The following is a 14,077-nucleotide window of genomic DNA, read 5'->3' as shown; positions in this document are numbered from 1 at the left end:
CATTCAGATCTTTAGATACTGCCTGGAACATAATGGAAAGATTATTGTCATATCCACGTTATTATTGATAACGGCGTAAGTATGCGCTGCTAAACTCTAGGGACCGTGGAATGGCAACCGAACCAATATTCTCGTGCCCAACTTGAGGAGCGGCGTCTGGCTGCTACCGAGTGGCTGCAGCAAGGCAGCCACACACACCGCGAAATTGCTGCTCACTTCGGCGTCTCCGTGCTCACGGTGACTTCTTGGAGTGCTCGGCTCAGAAAGAAGGGAAGCTTGCAAGCGACGGTCAGCTCTGGTCGTCCTGCTCGGCTGACTGAGTCTCAGCACGACCAGCTTCGCACCCTCCTGCGGGAGGGTGCTCTGCAGCATGGGTTTCCTGACGAAACTTGGACGACAAAACGCGTGGCAGAGCTGATCGGGCGGCACTTCGAGGTGTGGTACCACCATGATCACGTCCGTAAAATCCTACGAAAGTTGGGGTTCAGCCCACAGATGCCAGATGGGCGGGCTGCTGAGCGGAACGAACTTCGGATTGCATCCTGGCGGGAACAGGTGCTCCCGGAGTTGGAAAAAAAAGGTCGCTGAGGGAGCCACAATCATCTATCTGGATGAGGTCGGATTCTCGTTGAAAGGCGTGCGAAGGCGAACGTGGTCACCCAGGGGCGTCACGCCCCTGGTCACGCTCAGAGCGAACTGGGAGAAGCTTTCGACGATTGGGGCGATCACTTCAGATGGACGATTCTTCCAGCACACAACATCCGGAGCGATCCGCAGTGGAGAAGTCATCCGATTCTTTGGGCACATCCTGCGCCAAGTTCAGGGGAACATCGTCGTGGTGCTGGACAATGCGAGAATTCATCACGCGAAAGTGACCCAGGCGTTCGTGGGTTCCCACGAACGCCTCTCTCTGATCTTTCTGCCTCCGTATGCTCCAGAGTTGAACCCGATCGAGTTGGTGTGGGCCTACGTCAAGCGCAATGTGTTGGGGAACTTTTGTGCCCACTCCATCAGAGCGCTGAAAAAGAGGCTTGTCACCGCCTGGCAGCGGGTCCGCTATATTCACCTGCCCCGTCAGCTTATGGACGCCAACTTACGCCGCTATCAATAATTTGTCCATGTGCCGGCCATTCTAACGGCCCGGCGCCGGCGGGGGAAACAGGTCTCCTAGGGATCACAGAACCTCAGCCAGATATTACGTTTATAGCGTATTACGTCCCAGACAGACTTTTCCGCGATACACTGCCCCCTATGCGTATTCGTCTCGACCCCTGGCCGGTGGACACCCAGAGCGCCCAGCTCACCCTGACGCCGTTCCGGGGAGATGTGTTCGATGTGGAAGGAGACTGGCGGGCGGTGGCCCCCCAGCCACTGCCCCAGAGCCTGCGCCGGGTGCTGGTGGTAGACGGCCGGCCGCGGATGGAAGCCCGGCTACTGCTGGAAGACGACCGCCAGGAGCTGAGCGTGGCAGGCTTTGGAGCCTACGCGGTGGGCGCGGTGGACCTTTGCCCGCACGGCACCCGGCAGGCCCACTTTCATGGGGTCGAGTCACAGCGGCTGCTGGCCCACAGCGGCGACCTGCGGCTGCAAGCCGAGGAACTGATTCCCCGCAACCCCCAGACCGGCCGGCTGATCTACCAGCCGCTGCGGTTTCACGGCAGCGACGTTCTGGGTGCGCAGGCCGCCATTCAAAAAGCCATGCTGGACGCCGAGCGAGCGCTGGCCTCGGCACTGGCTTCTCCCTTGCCGCTGGACGAGGAAGACCCGGACATGTTGCCCGACACCCTGGTGCTACAGGACGGCCCGGTGCGGGTGGGCGAGCAGGGCCGCGCGGTGCTGGGCTATATCAAGAGCCTCCACACCGACTACCTGGGCGCCGACCGCAGCGCCCTGCTGCGCGAGATGAAATGCGGCGAGCGCACCCCCATCCTGCGCTTCACGGTGGGCGACACCGGCGAGGAAGGCAGCCGGCAGACGGGCCGCGAGCAGCGCTTTACCTGGTTCGTGCGCCTGGCCGAAGCCGAGTTTTATCAGCATCCGCTGGCCGGGGTGATGCGGCTGGAAATGCATGCCCCTGAAGACGTGGATTTCGTGCCGCGCGCCGTGCGTGACATTGCCGACCTCTCCGGCACGCTGCTGTGCCGGCTGGGCAGTCAGCCGCACAAGGACGGCCGCGCGCCACAGAACCTGGTGCCCACCGCCGCGCTGGAACAGGAAATGAGCCGCCGCCTGGGCAACGCCGAGCTGGTGACCCGCCGCATCCGCGCCCATCTGGCTGCGCAGCACGCCCACGCCTGATGGCCCGAGAATTGTTTTTGCTGGGCGGCGTGGCCGCCCTGGACGCGTTTACCCCGCCCTGGCTGGAAGTCTGCGGGGAGCGGATTGCCGTGCTGTCGCATGCTCAGAGTGAGCGGCACGCGGCGCTGTACCGCGAGCTCTGGCCTGAGCGGCAGGTGGAGTTCGTGGCCCCGGCCGGGGACGGAACACTGGACCTGGACAGCGCCGCTGCGGTCATCTCCGGCGCCTCGGCGCTGTTCGTGGCCGGCGGCGAGACGGCCCGTTATCAGGAGCTGTACAGCACTGGTCCGCTGCGCGACCTGCTGCGGACCCGCTACCGCGCCGGCGTGCCCTACGCGGGCCTGTCGGCCGGGGCGCTGCTGGCGATGGAACACTGCCTGATTCCCGGCGAGGACAGCGCGGGCGGTGCCGACCATTTCCTGCCGGGCCTGGGCCTGCTGCCCGGCACGCTGCTGGGCGTTCACTTTGCCGAGCGGGGGGGTGCCGCCGCGCTGCACCGGCATCTGCGCGAGCGGCACGTTGCGACCGGCTGGGGCCTGGATGACGGGGTCACGCTGCATTTCTGCGACGAAGATCACCCGGTCAGCTATGGCGGCCCAGCTTTTCTGATGCGGCTATAACCTTTACTGCTCGCCTGTCTCTCGCTCCCCTTTTTCTATTCATCTGGAGTATTTCCCATGACCGATTTTGACCTGGCTGCCCCTGCCCTTCATCACCCTGCTCAGAATATTGGCCTGGTGATGGGCACTGAAGACGCCACGCCCACCGGCTTTTGGTTCGCCGTACTGCCCGGTGCCTCGGTGCAGATGGACGATCTGGTGGCGGTGCAGACCACCAAGCCCGACGGCAGCCCGGTGCGGTTCTTCGGCATCGTGGACCATGTGCGCACCCGGCACGAGGGCGTCAAGTTCGATTCCGACGTGCAGGACGTGATCCAGGGCATCCTGCCCGCCTCGGTCAGCTACGCGGCGCGGGTGCTGGTGACCCGGGTGGACCCCGAGGACTTTATTCCCCCGCAGCCGGGCGACCCGGTGCGGCACGCGGTGGGCGAGGAACTGGCGCTGGCCTTGAGCGCCGATAAGATGGACGACACCTTCGCCGGTGGCCTGCTGGCCGACGGACAGGTGCTGCCTATCAACTACCAGTTCGTGAACGGCGAACAGGGCGGCCACATCAACATTTCGGGGATCTCCGGGGTGGCGACCAAGACCAGTTACGCTCTCTTCTTGCTGCATTCCATCTTTCAGGGCGAGGTGCTGCGCAAGCGCCAGGAAGGCCACAATACCCGTGCCCTGATTTTTAACGTCAAGGGTGAGGACCTGCTGTTTCTGGACCAGCCCAACGCCCGCGTTGACGAGAAAGAAGGCCGGGTCAACGCCCGCAAAGGCTTTGGTGCCCAGGGCCGCTACGCCCGGCTGGGATTGCCGCAGCAGCCTTTTCGGAACGTGCAGTTTCTGGCCCCGCCCATCAGTGCCGGCGGCGACGCCATTCTGCCGGACGTGAAGCAGCGTAGCTCCGGCGTCACGGCGTTCGTGTTCTCGCTGCGCGAATTCTGCGAGCGGCGAATGCTGGCTTACGTATTCTCGGACGCGGCCAGCAGCCTGAACCTCGGTTTCGTGATCGGCAACGTGGAAGAACGCCTCTTCCGGCTGGCGCAGGAGCAAAAAGGCAGCGGCACCGGCCTGACCGTCTCCGACTGGCGGCCCGAGGAAAGCAGCGAAATCCCCGAGGATCTGGAATTCGACACCCTGGGCGGCATCACCATCACCCGCTTTGAGCAGCTGATTTCCTACATCGAATACAAGCTGCTGGAAGAGAACGAGGGCGAGGGCGACCGCAAATGGGTGCAGAAGCAGAACCCCGGCACCCTGCGGGCCTTCGTGCGGCGGATGCGCGGGGTGCAGAAGTACCTCAGCCCGCTGATCCGGGGCGACCTGGGCGCCGAGCAGGCCGTCCGCTACCGTCCCGACGTGCTGAAGGCGGGGATTCAGACCACAGTGGTGGATATTCACCTGCTCAGCGGCCCCGCGCAGATGTTCGTGGTGGGTGTGCTGCTGCGCGAGGTGTTCGAACACAAGGAGAAAATCGGCCGCAAGGACACCGTGTTCGTGGTGCTGGACGAGCTGAACAAGTACGCTCCCCGCGACAGCGACAGCCCCATCAAGGACGTGCTGCTGGACATTGCCGAACGTGGCCGCAGCCTGGGCATCATCCTGATCGGGGCTCAGCAGACCGCCTCCGAGGTGGAGCGCCGCATCGTGTCCAACGCGGCCATCCGGGTGGTGGGCCGGCTGGACATGGCCGAGGCCGAGCGGCCCGAGTACCGTTTCTTGCCGCAGAGCTTCCGGCAGCGGGCCGGTATCTTGCAGCCGGGCACCATGCTGGTCAGCCAGCCGGACGTGCCGAATCCGGTGCTGGTCAACTACCCCTTTCCGGCCTGGGCCACCCGCCGCGACGAGGTGAAACAGGCCGACGAGCGCCCGGCCGCCGAAGTGGGCGCGGAGCTGCTGGGGCTGTAAGCGGCCTTAGGCCATCTGGCGGATCCGGGGCAGGCACGGCGCCGCTTAGGCTGGGCGGGATGCCTCATGACCCCACCCTGTTTCTGGGCACGGCGCCGTATTACGTGCGTTTTCGCCCGCCCTACCCTGAAGCGCTCTTCGGGTTTTTATCAGAGCGGTTTGGTCTGACCTCGGGCAGCCGGGTGCTGGACCTGGGCTGTGGGCCCGGTTTGCTGGCTTTTCCGCTGGCGCGGCGGGTGGCCCAGGTGGTCGCGGCTGACCCGGACAAGGACATGCTAAGTGCTGGAGCGCAGCAGGCAGCGGCGCAGGGCCTAAGTAACCTCCGGTGGCTGCCCGCTCCTGCCGAGGCGCTTCCCGCCGGACTGGGGCCCTTCCGCCTGGCGACCATTGGCGACGCCTTTCACTGGATGGACCGGCCAGCGGTGCTTGAGCGGCTGCATGCCCTGACGGAGCCGGGCGGCGGCGTGGCGCTGGTGGGCAACCGCAGTATGTACGGCGAGTCGGGGAGCCCGGCGGTCAGAGAGGCCATCGCGCAAACTTTGAGCGAGTTCCTGGGGCCCCACAGGCGTGCCGGAGCCAGAACCTACCAGCCGCCGGCCACCGCCCACGAGGCCGTAATTGAGGCTTCAGCCTTTGGCAGCTACGAGCGCTGGAGCATTGGCTGGGAAGAGACTTGGTCGGTGCAGCGCGTGGTGGGCTTTCAGCATTCAGCTTCGTTTGCGGCGCCCCATCTGCTTGGAAGCCGCCTGGAAGCATTTGACCGCGCCCTGACGGCCCGCCTGGAGGCTGCAGTGAACGGCAGCGGGCAGGTGCTGGCCGGCCGTGAGGTGACGGCGCTGGTGCTGAGCCGCTGACCTGGGCCGAGCGGCTGAAAGGTAATAACGGCCCCTCCCGGCCCGTTGGTGCTGGTGGCTCATTCATGTGGGGTTCTCCCGTGCTGACCTGGGTGCGGGCATACCCGGTGCCGCGGCGAAGACGCGGCGCCTTCTGGTTGCTCCACCCGGCACCGAGCAGGCGGACATGCCGCAGCTGTCTCCCAAGGTGTGCCGCCTGGCCTCAGTGCCGCTGGACCCGCTCCCGTTCCCGGCGCTGGTCGTATCCAGTTCTGACGACCCGGTGGTGTCGCCTGCCTGGGCTGAAGCATTTGCGGCGCTGGGAAGGCCGGCAGTGTGTTCTGGCGCTGCCGGCCCTTAGCTCAGCCTTGCGAATCCCCGCCGCCCAGCAGCCGCTTGAGCAGGGCCAGCTGCCCCACGTGGTAGGCGGTGTGGTCGGCGATGAGCAGCAGCGAGCGCAACACGGTGTGGCTGGCATCCTGTGCGTGCGGCACCGGGGCATACAGGTTGGGCGCACTGTCCAGCAGGGCCAGCACAGCGGCCTGGTCGGCCGCATAAGCGTCGGCCTGCGCCTGCCATTCTTCTTTGCTGCCGTCCCGGTGCGGCCAGTAATCCGCCGGCCACTCGGGGGCCGAGTAGGTCCCAGCGCTGAGGTAATTCAGCAGGTCGCGCTGGGTGAACCGCAGGTGCCACAGCACCTCGAAAGCCGAGTAGGGTAGGTCGCCGGGCCGCTCATTGATACGCGCCAGCGGAAAGCCGTCCAGCACCTGCGCCAGAGTGGCATGGGCCTGCGGCTGGCTGAGCAGGGCAGACAGGTGAGAACGCAGCGGGTCCGGATGCGGCAAGTCTGAGTGTGCCATGGTTCTATCTTGGCAGTTGCCGGGACGCCCAGGCATCAGCCGTGACCGAACTTTTAAGGCAGACGCTCGCCGCAGTGAGGGCAGTAGCGGTAGGAGGCGGCCCGTTCTTCCTCTTCCTGCACTTCGGCCTCGGCAGCTTCTTTGGCGCGCTGCTGGTCCAGCTCCTCGGCAAAGCTGCTGGCAACCATCCCCGCCGGCAGGGCCACCATGCCGATGCTGAACAGCATGATGACGCCGGCGGCCAGCTTGCCCAGCGGCGTTTCCGGAAACACGTCGCCGTAGCCGGTGGTGGTCAGGGTGACGGTGGCCCACCACAGCGCTTCTGGGATGCTGCCAAACCCTGGCGTGCCCGCTGCCGATTCCGCCTGATACAGCACGCTGGCCGCAATCAGAACCAGCACCGCCGCGATCAGGAAAGTGGCGAACAGTTCACTTGACCGCTGCGAGATTACCCGCCCAATCAGCTGCAGCGACGTCGAGTAACGGCCCAGCCGCAGCAGCGAGAGCAACTTGAACAGCCGCAAGCTGGCCAGAGCGCTGCTGCCCGGCAGGATCAGCGTGACCACCACGGTGAGGTCAATCAGCGGCAGGGGCTGCAGGGCGTAGTGCAGGTAGGCCCGGGCCCCCGGCGGAGCACCCGGCCGCAGCGGCGCAGTGTAGAGCCGGCCCAGGTATTCCAGCCCGAACACGACCCCGCAGAACAGGTCGAAAATGCGGATGGCCCGGCCATACTCGTGCTGAATGCTGGGCACCGTGCTCAGCACCATCACCGTCACGTTCAGCAGAATCAGCAACGCCAGCAGCCGGTTGAACAGCTGCTCGGCCGGCCCTGAGCTGTCCTGGGGGTCCAGCAGCCCGTACACTTTCTGCCGGAAGGTGAGGGCGTCGGGTGGTGGGGGAGGGGGGGCTGAAGGCATCAGAAGAAGGGGTGGGTCCGGGGATCGGGGACAAAGAGAGGCACGCCGCTGGAAGAATGGGCCGGGCTCTTGGCCTGTTCCCATTTTTCCGCCGCTGGCCCTCCCCGGGCGGCCCTCAGTCTACGCTTCTGCCGAAAGCAGACCGGCCCGAAAAAGGCGGCAGAAGTCGGCCAACCCATCCAGTGCGCCCCAGCTTCCCCTTTTCTCAGCCTTCTACCCAGTGCGGCACGAAACTGGCCCGGTTGTCGGTGACCCGGCTGCGCCCCTCGCGGATGCCCAGCCCGCAGACCTCCTCGCCGGCGGCCCACACGCCCAGCACCGGATAACGCGGGCCGTCGGCCGCCTGAAAGGTGGGCAGTTCGGTATACGCCTGCTCCAGCAGGGGGTAGCCGGCGTAATCGCCCGGCGTCATGGCGGCGCCGGGTAACACCACGTTCTGGCCTTCGCGCGAGTACAGCGGCTTTTGCACTGTGGGGCCGCGCAAGGTGCCAGGGGTCAGGCTGGCCGGCAGAATCTGCGGGTCATCCGGGTACAGTTCGTGCAGCAGCGCCAGCAGCCCCTTGGAACTGCTGACCGCTTTCCACAGCGGCTCGATAAAGCGGGTCTGGGTCTGGGCCAGCGCTTCACCATCGCGGGCGTCCCAGGCAAACTCGAAGGGCCACAGCCACATCAGGTGCTGAATGGGCCGCGGCCAGCCGTCCAGCAGATAGGGCTCGCCGGGGGCCAGTCCCAGCTCGTCCACGTCCAGAAAGCTGCTGCGTAGCCCGGCGGCATTGGCCAGCTCGCGCAGATAGGTCACGGTGGCGATGTCCTCATCGTTCCAGGCGGCACTGAAGGTCACTTCATGGATGCCGCGCTCCCGCTTCAGGTGCGCCCACTGCTCGCCCAGCGCCTCGTGAATGGTGTTCCACTGCCCGGCCTGGGCCGGCAGCTCGCCGGCCGCCTGCCGGTCTTCCAGCCACTGCCACTGGCAGACGGCCGCTTCCAGCAAGCTGGTCGGGGTCTGGCCGTTGACCTCCAGCAGCTGTGGCACCTCACCGGGCCGGTAGGCCAGGTCTAGCCGCAGGTACACGCTGGGGTCGTCGCGGTCCCAGGATTCGCGCACCGCGTCTTCCAGAAAGTTAGGAATGCCCAGCTCGGCCAGCCGGCGCTCCGTGATCGCGTACTCGGTGGCGGCCAGCACCTGCCCGGTCAGCTGCTGAGCAGCCTGTTCCAGCGCGTCCACTTCAGCGCGGCTGAAAGTGTAGCCGGCGTCCTCGGCCCAGTACGGCACCGGGTGCTCGGGAACGGCACCGTACCACAGCATCCCCACCGCTTCTAGCCGCTGTTGCCAATCGGGGCGCGGCGCAAAGGAGCGGCGTTCCATCAGCCGCCGAAGGACCCGCCGGTGCGGTTGCCCCGGCTGCCCGGCACGGTGATGCGCGGCGGCGTGCTGGAGCGGCCGGCCGAGTTGCCAGGCGCCGTACTGCGGGTGGCGTCCCCGGCGCCGGTGCCCGCGCCTGTTCCAGTACCGCCGCTGCCCCGGGTGCCGGTAGAAAATCCCCCGCGTGAAATCCGCGGTGCCTGAAAGCGGCCAGAAAGCCGGCCGTCGCGGTCCACCTGATAGCCGCTGCGGCTGGCGCTGCCGTCGTTGTTGTAGCCCACCACCCGGCCGGCGCCGCCCCCGCCCCAGAAAAAGAACCACGGTCCGTAGTAGCCGCCCGAAGACTGGTTGCGCACACACGGGTTTTGCATGCCCTGGTCAATGTATTTCTGGTTCGCCTGGAGACACTGTTCGTAAGTGGCGTAGGTGTTGCGCTGATAGTCATTCACGTTTCCCCCCGGGGAGGAACACGACGCCATCAGCGCCGGCAGCGCGGCCAGCAGGGGCAGGTGGAACTTCTTCATTGTCTCAGAGTACGCGGCCAGTGGAGCGGAGGTTCCGCCCGGCTCTCTCCTGGCAATTCTGGCAGCTCTGGCCTAGCGGCTCAGTTCGATCATCAGCCGTTCCAGCACCCGCGCCGGGTCATGGCCGCGCTTGAGGTCCAGGTCTGCCTGCGCGACGCGGCCCAGGTGCTGGCGGATTCTGGTTTCGTTCAGCCGGCGGGCCACGGCCAGGGCTTTTTTTACCGGGTAGGGTTTGGCCCCCAGGCGCTGCGCGGCCGCGTTGTCATTCACCCGCCCGCCTGAGTCGGCCAGCAGCCCCACGCAGCGGGCAATCAGGCTGTACTGCCACACCACGGCGCCCAGCAGGCGGAAGGGGTCCTCGCCGCCGCGCAGCAGCCGGCCCAGCTGCTCTAGCGCCAGGGCCGGGCGGCCGGCGGTGGCCGCGTCCAACATGGCAAACGAGTCGCCGGCCTTTTCGCGGCCCACCACTGCCTGCACGGTGGCCTCGTCCAGCCGGGTGCCGGCCGGCAGGAACGAGAGCTTGTTCAGCTCGCCGGCCATGCCGGTCAGGTCGGTGCCGAACACGTCGGCCAGGTACTGTGCGGCGTCTTTTTCTAGCCTTAGGCCCTGGCTTTTGGCGTAGGGCAGCAGCCAGCCCAGCACGTCGCCGGGGCGCTGCGGGTTGGGGCTGCGAATCAGTTCGCCGTGGGCTTCATACACTTTGGCGCGGGTGGGTGGGGCCGTCACGTCCAGCACCAGCGCAGGGGCAGCGGCCCCCGTCAGCAGAGCCATCAGCTCCTTGCCGGGCTTGACGCCGGCGAGGTCCACAATCACCCCGCCGCCGCCAAAGAGACTGGGGGCCAGCAGCGGTTCCAGCCGCTCGGGGGTCACGTCGTCGCCGCTCAGGCGGGTCAGTTCGCTGCGGTCAATGCCGCGCTGCTCGGCCCAGTCGCGCAGCGCCAGTTCGGCCAGAAAGGGATGTCCACTGAAGGCGGCCAGCATGTCCAGCAGCATAGCGGCCGGGGGCGCGGCGCAGGGTGACACTGAACCTATAAAAAACGGCCCAGTAAAATGACCCAGCAAAACAGCCTGGCCTGCGGCATGTGCCGGGGCCGGGCTGAGCTGGAAGGAAAGGGCTTAGCGAATGACCTGAATCGAGTTGACCAGGTTGCGCACGGCGGTTTCGTTGGCCTTGTAGCCGGCGGCGCTGCCGTCGATGGTCACCACCAGCGGGCGGCCCTGCACCGAGGTCAGGCGCTGTTCCAGCCGGCGGTCACCGTTCTGCCCGGGCAGGGTCATCACGAACTGGGCCCACTGGTTGCCGCCCGAGCGCACGATGTCGGCGTTCAGCGACTTGATGCCGGGCAGCTGGCGGCGCAGCACCGGGGGGTACTGGGTCAGCAGGGCGGTCACTTCGTTGGGGCGCAGCGTAGAGCTGCGGTATTCCAGCGAAACCGACACCTTGCGGTCACGGGTCATAAAGACGGCGTCGGGGCGGGTGGCTGCGTTGGGAAAGGCGCGGGCGATGCCGGCGTTGCTCAGAATCAGAAAGCGGTTGTCTTTCTGAATGCTGACCGGCAGGCCGGTGTTCTGGGTGGCGCTGGCGGCCAGGACAGGAGCTCCCACAGAAGCGCCCAGCGCCGCAGCAGTCATCACGATATGGCTGACTTTCATGTTTCACAGCTTAACGGCTGAGCCTGACGGCGGGGTGAAGTGGTGATGAGGGAGCCCAGCTGCTGCCGGCGCGGCGCCCCCTACCCACGGCCCGCTGGCCCAAGCAAAAGCCCCCGCGCGGGGCGGGGGCTGACTGTGCTTTCCAGAAAATTGTGCTTTCCAGCAAACTGTGCTCTCTGGAAAAGGAGCGGGTAGGGGCTGGGCTCAGGCGTTGGCCTTGGGCTCGGTCGGCTGCGGGGTGTGTGGGTGGTGGCGGCCACGGCTCTCGTTCCACCACACCACCAGCGGCGCCACGATGTAGATGGACGAATAGGTGCCCACCAGAATACCGATCACCAGAATCAGGCTGAAGTCGCGCAGGACCGGCCCGCCCCAGATCAGCAGGGCGATCAGCGGCAGCATGGTGCTCAGCGAGGTCATCACTGTGCGCGACAGCGTCTGGTTGATCGAGGTGTTCACGATGTCGCGGTAGCTCTGGCCGCGCATGGACCGCATATTCTCGCGAATCCGGTCCGAAATGATGATCGAGTCGTTCAGCGAGTAGCCGATCAGGGTGAGGATCGCGGCCACCGTCGAGATGTTGAACTCCAGGCCCAGCAGGGCGTAGATGCCCAGCGCGATCGCCACGTCGTGAACGGTCGCCAGGATCGAGCCCAGGCCCATCACCAGGTCAAAGCGGAACCACACGTAGATCAGAATGCCGCTGAGGCCCAGCAGCATGGCGTAAAGGGTGTTGCGGGTCAGCTCGGCGCCCACGGTGGGGCCCACCGTTTCGCTGCTCTGCACCTGTCCGCCGCTGAGGGTCGCCAGCTGCTGGCCTACGGCCGCCACCTGTTCGGCCTTCAGCTCGGGCACCTTGATGGTGTACTGTTCGCCGGCAATGCCCGGCACGATGTCCTGCTGGATCACGGTGTTCTGCGGGGTCACCTGCTGCGCGCCGGCGGCCACCACTTTCTCGCGGATCTGTTCGGGGGTCACGGCGCTATCGAAGCGGGCGGTGACGGTGGTGCCGGAGCGGAAGTCCACCCCGTAGTTCAGGCCGTTGGCCGCCACGTAGCCGGCGCCGCCCAGGGCCAGCAGGATACTCAGGCCGCTGATCAGTGCGGCCGGCTTCATGAAGTTGATGCGCGGCTCGGTGATCCACTGCGGAGCGCTGAGGTTGGGGAAACGCTGCCCCAGCCAGCTCATCATCCAGCGGGCAAAGACCAGGTTGGAAAAGGTGGAAGCCAGCGTGCCGGCAATCACGGCCACAGCGAAGCCGCGCACCGGGCCGCTGGAGAACTGATACAGCGCGAACGCCGAGATCAGGTGGGTGGCGTTCACGTCCAGAATGGTCAGGGTGGAGTGTTCGTAGGCTTTGGCGATGGACTGGCGCACGCCCTTGCCATGGCGGCGTTCTTCCTTAAAGCGCTCGAAGGAAATCACGTTGCCGTCCACAGCGGCGCCGATGGTCAGCACCAGACCGGCGATGCCCGGCAGGGTCAGCGTGGAGCCGAAGCCGCCCAGCAGCCCGGTCAGGATGGCGCCCGAGAAAATCAAGCCCAGCGCGCCCACCAGACCCAGCCACAGGCCGTAGTACAGGAACAGCAGCACGAACACGGCGCCCAGGCCGATGATGCCGGCTTTCAGGCCGCTGTTGATGGCGTCGGCGCCCAGGCTGGGGCCGATAGAACGCTCGGCGGCGGTCTGCACCTGAATCGGCAGCGAGCCGCTTTCCAGCACCAGCGCCAGTTGCCCGGCCTGATCGGCGTCGAAGTCGCCGCTGATCTGCACGCCGCGGAACAGCTGCTCGTTGATGGTGGCGACCGACTGAATCTGGTTGTCCAGCACAATGGCCATCAGCTTGCCCACGTTGCGGCCGGTGAATTCACCGAACTGCTTGGCGCCGGCTTCGGTGTTGTCGAAGGCCACCACCCAGCGCCCAGACTGGTCAGTGGCGGCGCGGGCGTCGGCGATGATTTCCCCGGTGGCCTGCACCGGGCCCAGGTCGGTCAGCTTGTAGCCGCCGGTGGCGGGTTTGTCGGCGGCCAGCTTGGGATCGGGCTTGGCGCCTTCCTTGACGATCCGGAATTCCAGCCGGGCGGTCTTGCCGATCACGTCGCGCACCTGCTGCTGGATTTCGGGGGTGGCGCCGGGGGCTTCCACCACCACGCGGTCGTTGCTGGTCACGGTCACGGTGGGTTCGGCCACGCCCAGGGCGTCCACCCGGTTTTCCACGATGGTCTTGACCTTGTCCAGGTCCTCGCGGGTGTAGTCCTTGGTGGTCGGCTCCAGCTCGATGCGCAGGCCGCCGCGCAGGTCCAGGCCCAGCGTCACGGCCTGATACTGGTCGTTGTACAGCTGGGTGGGCGTCTCGGGGTGCTGCCAGGGCCGCCAGATAAAGGCCAGGGCGGTCAGAAAAGTCACCAGCAGCAGCAGCCCGGTCCAGGGACTGGGTCTGCCGCTGACTGGCGCGGCGCGGCGCCGGTCGCGGTCACGCCGCTGGCGCTGGTTGGGGTTGTTGAAAGTCAAAAGGGGTTCTCCTTAAGTAAGGGGGCTTGTAGAAAAGGCCAGGAAGTAAAGTCGGGCCCTGAGGCGGGGCGCACAGCTGCTAACCACCTTCCAGTTGCCACTTGCCGTAGTGACCCAGGCGCTGGCGCACCGGCCAGGGCTGCGGCCCGCCTTGCCGGGCAAACGGGCCGGCAGGCAGCGCTGCCGGCCAGCGCAGCACCGGCGGCAGGTCAGGCCAGGGCTGCGGCGGCTGGGTTTCGCGCCACAGCCGCCCGGTTTCATTGCCGGGCGCGGCGGCCAGCAGCGACCGCTCGGTCTGTTTGAGCACCGGCTGATCGGCCGCCGGGGAAGGCGCCGGGTCCAGTGCCGCTGGGTCCAGGGCCGCCGGCCCCAGCCCGTGTAGCCCCAGCAGCAGCGCGGCCAGCCAGCCCAGCCGCAGCCAAGAGAGCCGTGACCAGGGAAGTCTGGAAGGTGCGGGCAGGCTGCCGGCACAGGCGTCCGCCTCCCGCTGCGCCAAAGCGGCGCGCAGGCGATGCAAAGTCGTGGCAAAAGCATCGAGCATGGGGAAAATGAGGCTGCGGGGGAGCGCCGCTGGGCACAGCAGCGTATCCTGCACAAGC

General features: G+C 66.4%; 14 protein-coding genes. 6 read left to right on the top strand and 8 right to left on the bottom strand.

Annotation, left to right across the window (positions count from 1 at the left end; translation table 11 throughout):
* Nucleotides 1-105 precede the first annotated feature (105 nt).
* The 6 genes from OCI36_RS05480 (at nt 106) to OCI36_RS13420 (ending at nt 6,011) form a co-directional block, all read left to right on the top strand.
* A protein-coding gene (locus OCI36_RS05480; protein WP_261664074.1) for an IS630 family transposase occupies nt 106-1,111 on the top strand; the annotation gives its coding sequence in 2 pieces (ribosomal slippage) (nt 106-573 and nt 575-1,111; 1,005 coding nt in all).
* A 140-nt stretch (nt 1,112-1,251) separates the two neighbouring features.
* Nucleotides 1,252-2,298 (top strand): DNA double-strand break repair nuclease NurA, encoded by a 1,047-nt coding sequence (locus tag OCI36_RS05475; protein WP_261664072.1) that lies wholly within the window; start codon nt 1,252-1,254, stop codon nt 2,296-2,298.
* Nucleotides 2,298-2,918, top strand: coding sequence for a Type 1 glutamine amidotransferase-like domain-containing protein (locus OCI36_RS05470; RefSeq protein WP_261664071.1), 621 nt, complete (start codon nt 2,298-2,300; stop codon nt 2,916-2,918). Before OCI36_RS05475 ends, OCI36_RS05470 begins: the two co-directional genes overlap by 1 nt.
* Nucleotides 2,919-2,975: 57 nt before the next feature.
* Nucleotides 2,976-4,817: an ATP-binding protein gene (locus OCI36_RS05465; RefSeq protein WP_261664070.1), complete on the top strand. Its 1,842-nt coding sequence runs from the start codon at nt 2,976-2,978 to the stop codon at nt 4,815-4,817.
* Nucleotides 4,818-4,876: 59 nt separating this feature from the next.
* Nucleotides 4,877-5,671, top strand: a complete 795-nt coding sequence (locus OCI36_RS05460; protein ID WP_261664069.1) for a class I SAM-dependent methyltransferase — start codon at nt 4,877-4,879, stop codon at nt 5,669-5,671.
* A gap of 67 nt (nt 5,672-5,738) precedes the next feature.
* Nucleotides 5,739-6,011: an alpha/beta hydrolase gene (locus OCI36_RS13420; RefSeq protein WP_409996718.1), complete on the top strand. Its 273-nt coding sequence runs from the start codon at nt 5,739-5,741 to the stop codon at nt 6,009-6,011.
* Between the two features lies 1 nt (nt 6,012).
* Here the strand turns inward: OCI36_RS13420 and OCI36_RS05450 are convergent, their stop codons facing one another.
* The 8 genes from OCI36_RS05450 to OCI36_RS05415 all read right to left on the bottom strand — a co-directional run bounded on the left by OCI36_RS05450 (nt 6,013) and on the right by OCI36_RS05415 (nt 14,019).
* Nucleotides 6,013-6,510 (bottom strand): DinB family protein, encoded by a 498-nt coding sequence (locus tag OCI36_RS05450; protein ID WP_261664067.1) that lies wholly within the window; start codon nt 6,508-6,510, stop codon nt 6,013-6,015.
* 53 nt (nt 6,511-6,563) lie between these two features.
* Nucleotides 6,564-7,427, bottom strand: a complete 864-nt coding sequence (locus OCI36_RS05445; protein ID WP_261664066.1) for an ion transporter — start codon at nt 7,425-7,427, stop codon at nt 6,564-6,566.
* A 205-nt stretch (nt 7,428-7,632) separates the two neighbouring features.
* Nucleotides 7,633-8,793: a glutathionylspermidine synthase family protein gene (locus tag OCI36_RS05440; RefSeq protein WP_261664065.1), complete on the bottom strand. Its 1,161-nt coding sequence runs from the start codon at nt 8,791-8,793 to the stop codon at nt 7,633-7,635.
* The gene (locus OCI36_RS05435) at nt 8,793-9,314 is read right to left on the bottom strand and encodes a hypothetical protein (RefSeq protein ID WP_261664064.1); all 522 of its coding nucleotides are present in this window, start codon (nt 9,312-9,314) and stop codon (nt 8,793-8,795) included. The genes OCI36_RS05440 and OCI36_RS05435 overlap by 1 nt, the downstream gene beginning before the upstream one ends.
* Nucleotides 9,315-9,386: 72 nt before the next feature.
* Nucleotides 9,387-10,295 carry a DNA polymerase III subunit delta gene (holA, locus tag OCI36_RS05430; RefSeq protein ID WP_261664063.1) on the bottom strand — a complete coding sequence of 303 codons (909 nt, stop codon included), beginning with the start codon at nt 10,293-10,295 and terminating at the stop codon, nt 9,387-9,389.
* Between the two features lie 135 nt (nt 10,296-10,430).
* The gene (locus tag OCI36_RS05425) at nt 10,431-10,967 is read right to left on the bottom strand and encodes a hypothetical protein (RefSeq protein ID WP_261664062.1); all 537 of its coding nucleotides are present in this window, start codon (nt 10,965-10,967) and stop codon (nt 10,431-10,433) included.
* A gap of 204 nt (nt 10,968-11,171) precedes the next feature.
* Nucleotides 11,172-13,478, bottom strand: a complete 2,307-nt coding sequence (secD, locus tag OCI36_RS05420; protein ID WP_261664061.1) for a protein translocase subunit SecD — start codon at nt 13,476-13,478, stop codon at nt 11,172-11,174.
* 79 nt (nt 13,479-13,557) lie between these two features.
* Nucleotides 13,558-14,019: a hypothetical protein gene (locus OCI36_RS05415; protein ID WP_261664060.1), complete on the bottom strand. Its 462-nt coding sequence runs from the start codon at nt 14,017-14,019 to the stop codon at nt 13,558-13,560.
* Nucleotides 14,020-14,077 lie beyond the last annotated feature (58 nt).

Source organism: Deinococcus sp. Marseille-Q6407, from assembly GCF_946848805.1.
Lineage (GTDB): Bacteria > Deinococcota > Deinococci > Deinococcales > Deinococcaceae > Deinococcus.
Note: the sequence above shows the minus strand (reverse complement) of the source record. Positions and strands in the feature narration are given on the sequence as shown.

Bases quoted from the DNA above. Each gene is read 5' to 3' on its own strand.
- OCI36_RS05475 (WP_261664072.1), top strand. From the start codon at position 1,252: ATGCGTATTCGTCTCGACCCCTGGCCGGTGGACACCCAGAGCGCCCAG.
- OCI36_RS05470 (WP_261664071.1), top strand. From the start codon at position 2,298: ATGGCCCGAGAATTGTTTTTGCTGGGCGGCGTGGCCGCCCTGGACGCG.
- OCI36_RS05465 (WP_261664070.1), top strand. From the start codon at position 2,976: ATGACCGATTTTGACCTGGCTGCCCCTGCCCTTCATCACCCTGCTCAG.
- OCI36_RS05460 (WP_261664069.1), top strand. From the start codon at position 4,877: ATGCCTCATGACCCCACCCTGTTTCTGGGCACGGCGCCGTATTACGTG.
- OCI36_RS05450 (WP_261664067.1), bottom strand. From the start codon at position 6,510: ATGGCACACTCAGACTTGCCGCATCCGGACCCGCTGCGTTCTCACCTG.
- OCI36_RS05445 (WP_261664066.1), bottom strand. From the start codon at position 7,427: ATGCCTTCAGCCCCCCCTCCCCCACCACCCGACGCCCTCACCTTCCGG.
- OCI36_RS05440 (WP_261664065.1), bottom strand. From the start codon at position 8,793: ATGGAACGCCGCTCCTTTGCGCCGCGCCCCGATTGGCAACAGCGGCTA.
- OCI36_RS05435 (WP_261664064.1), bottom strand. From the start codon at position 9,314: ATGAAGAAGTTCCACCTGCCCCTGCTGGCCGCGCTGCCGGCGCTGATG.
- holA (WP_261664063.1), bottom strand. From the start codon at position 10,295: ATGCTGGCCGCCTTCAGTGGACATCCCTTTCTGGCCGAACTGGCGCTG.
- OCI36_RS05425 (WP_261664062.1), bottom strand. From the start codon at position 10,967: ATGAAAGTCAGCCATATCGTGATGACTGCTGCGGCGCTGGGCGCTTCT.
- OCI36_RS05415 (WP_261664060.1), bottom strand. From the start codon at position 14,019: ATGCTCGATGCTTTTGCCACGACTTTGCATCGCCTGCGCGCCGCTTTG.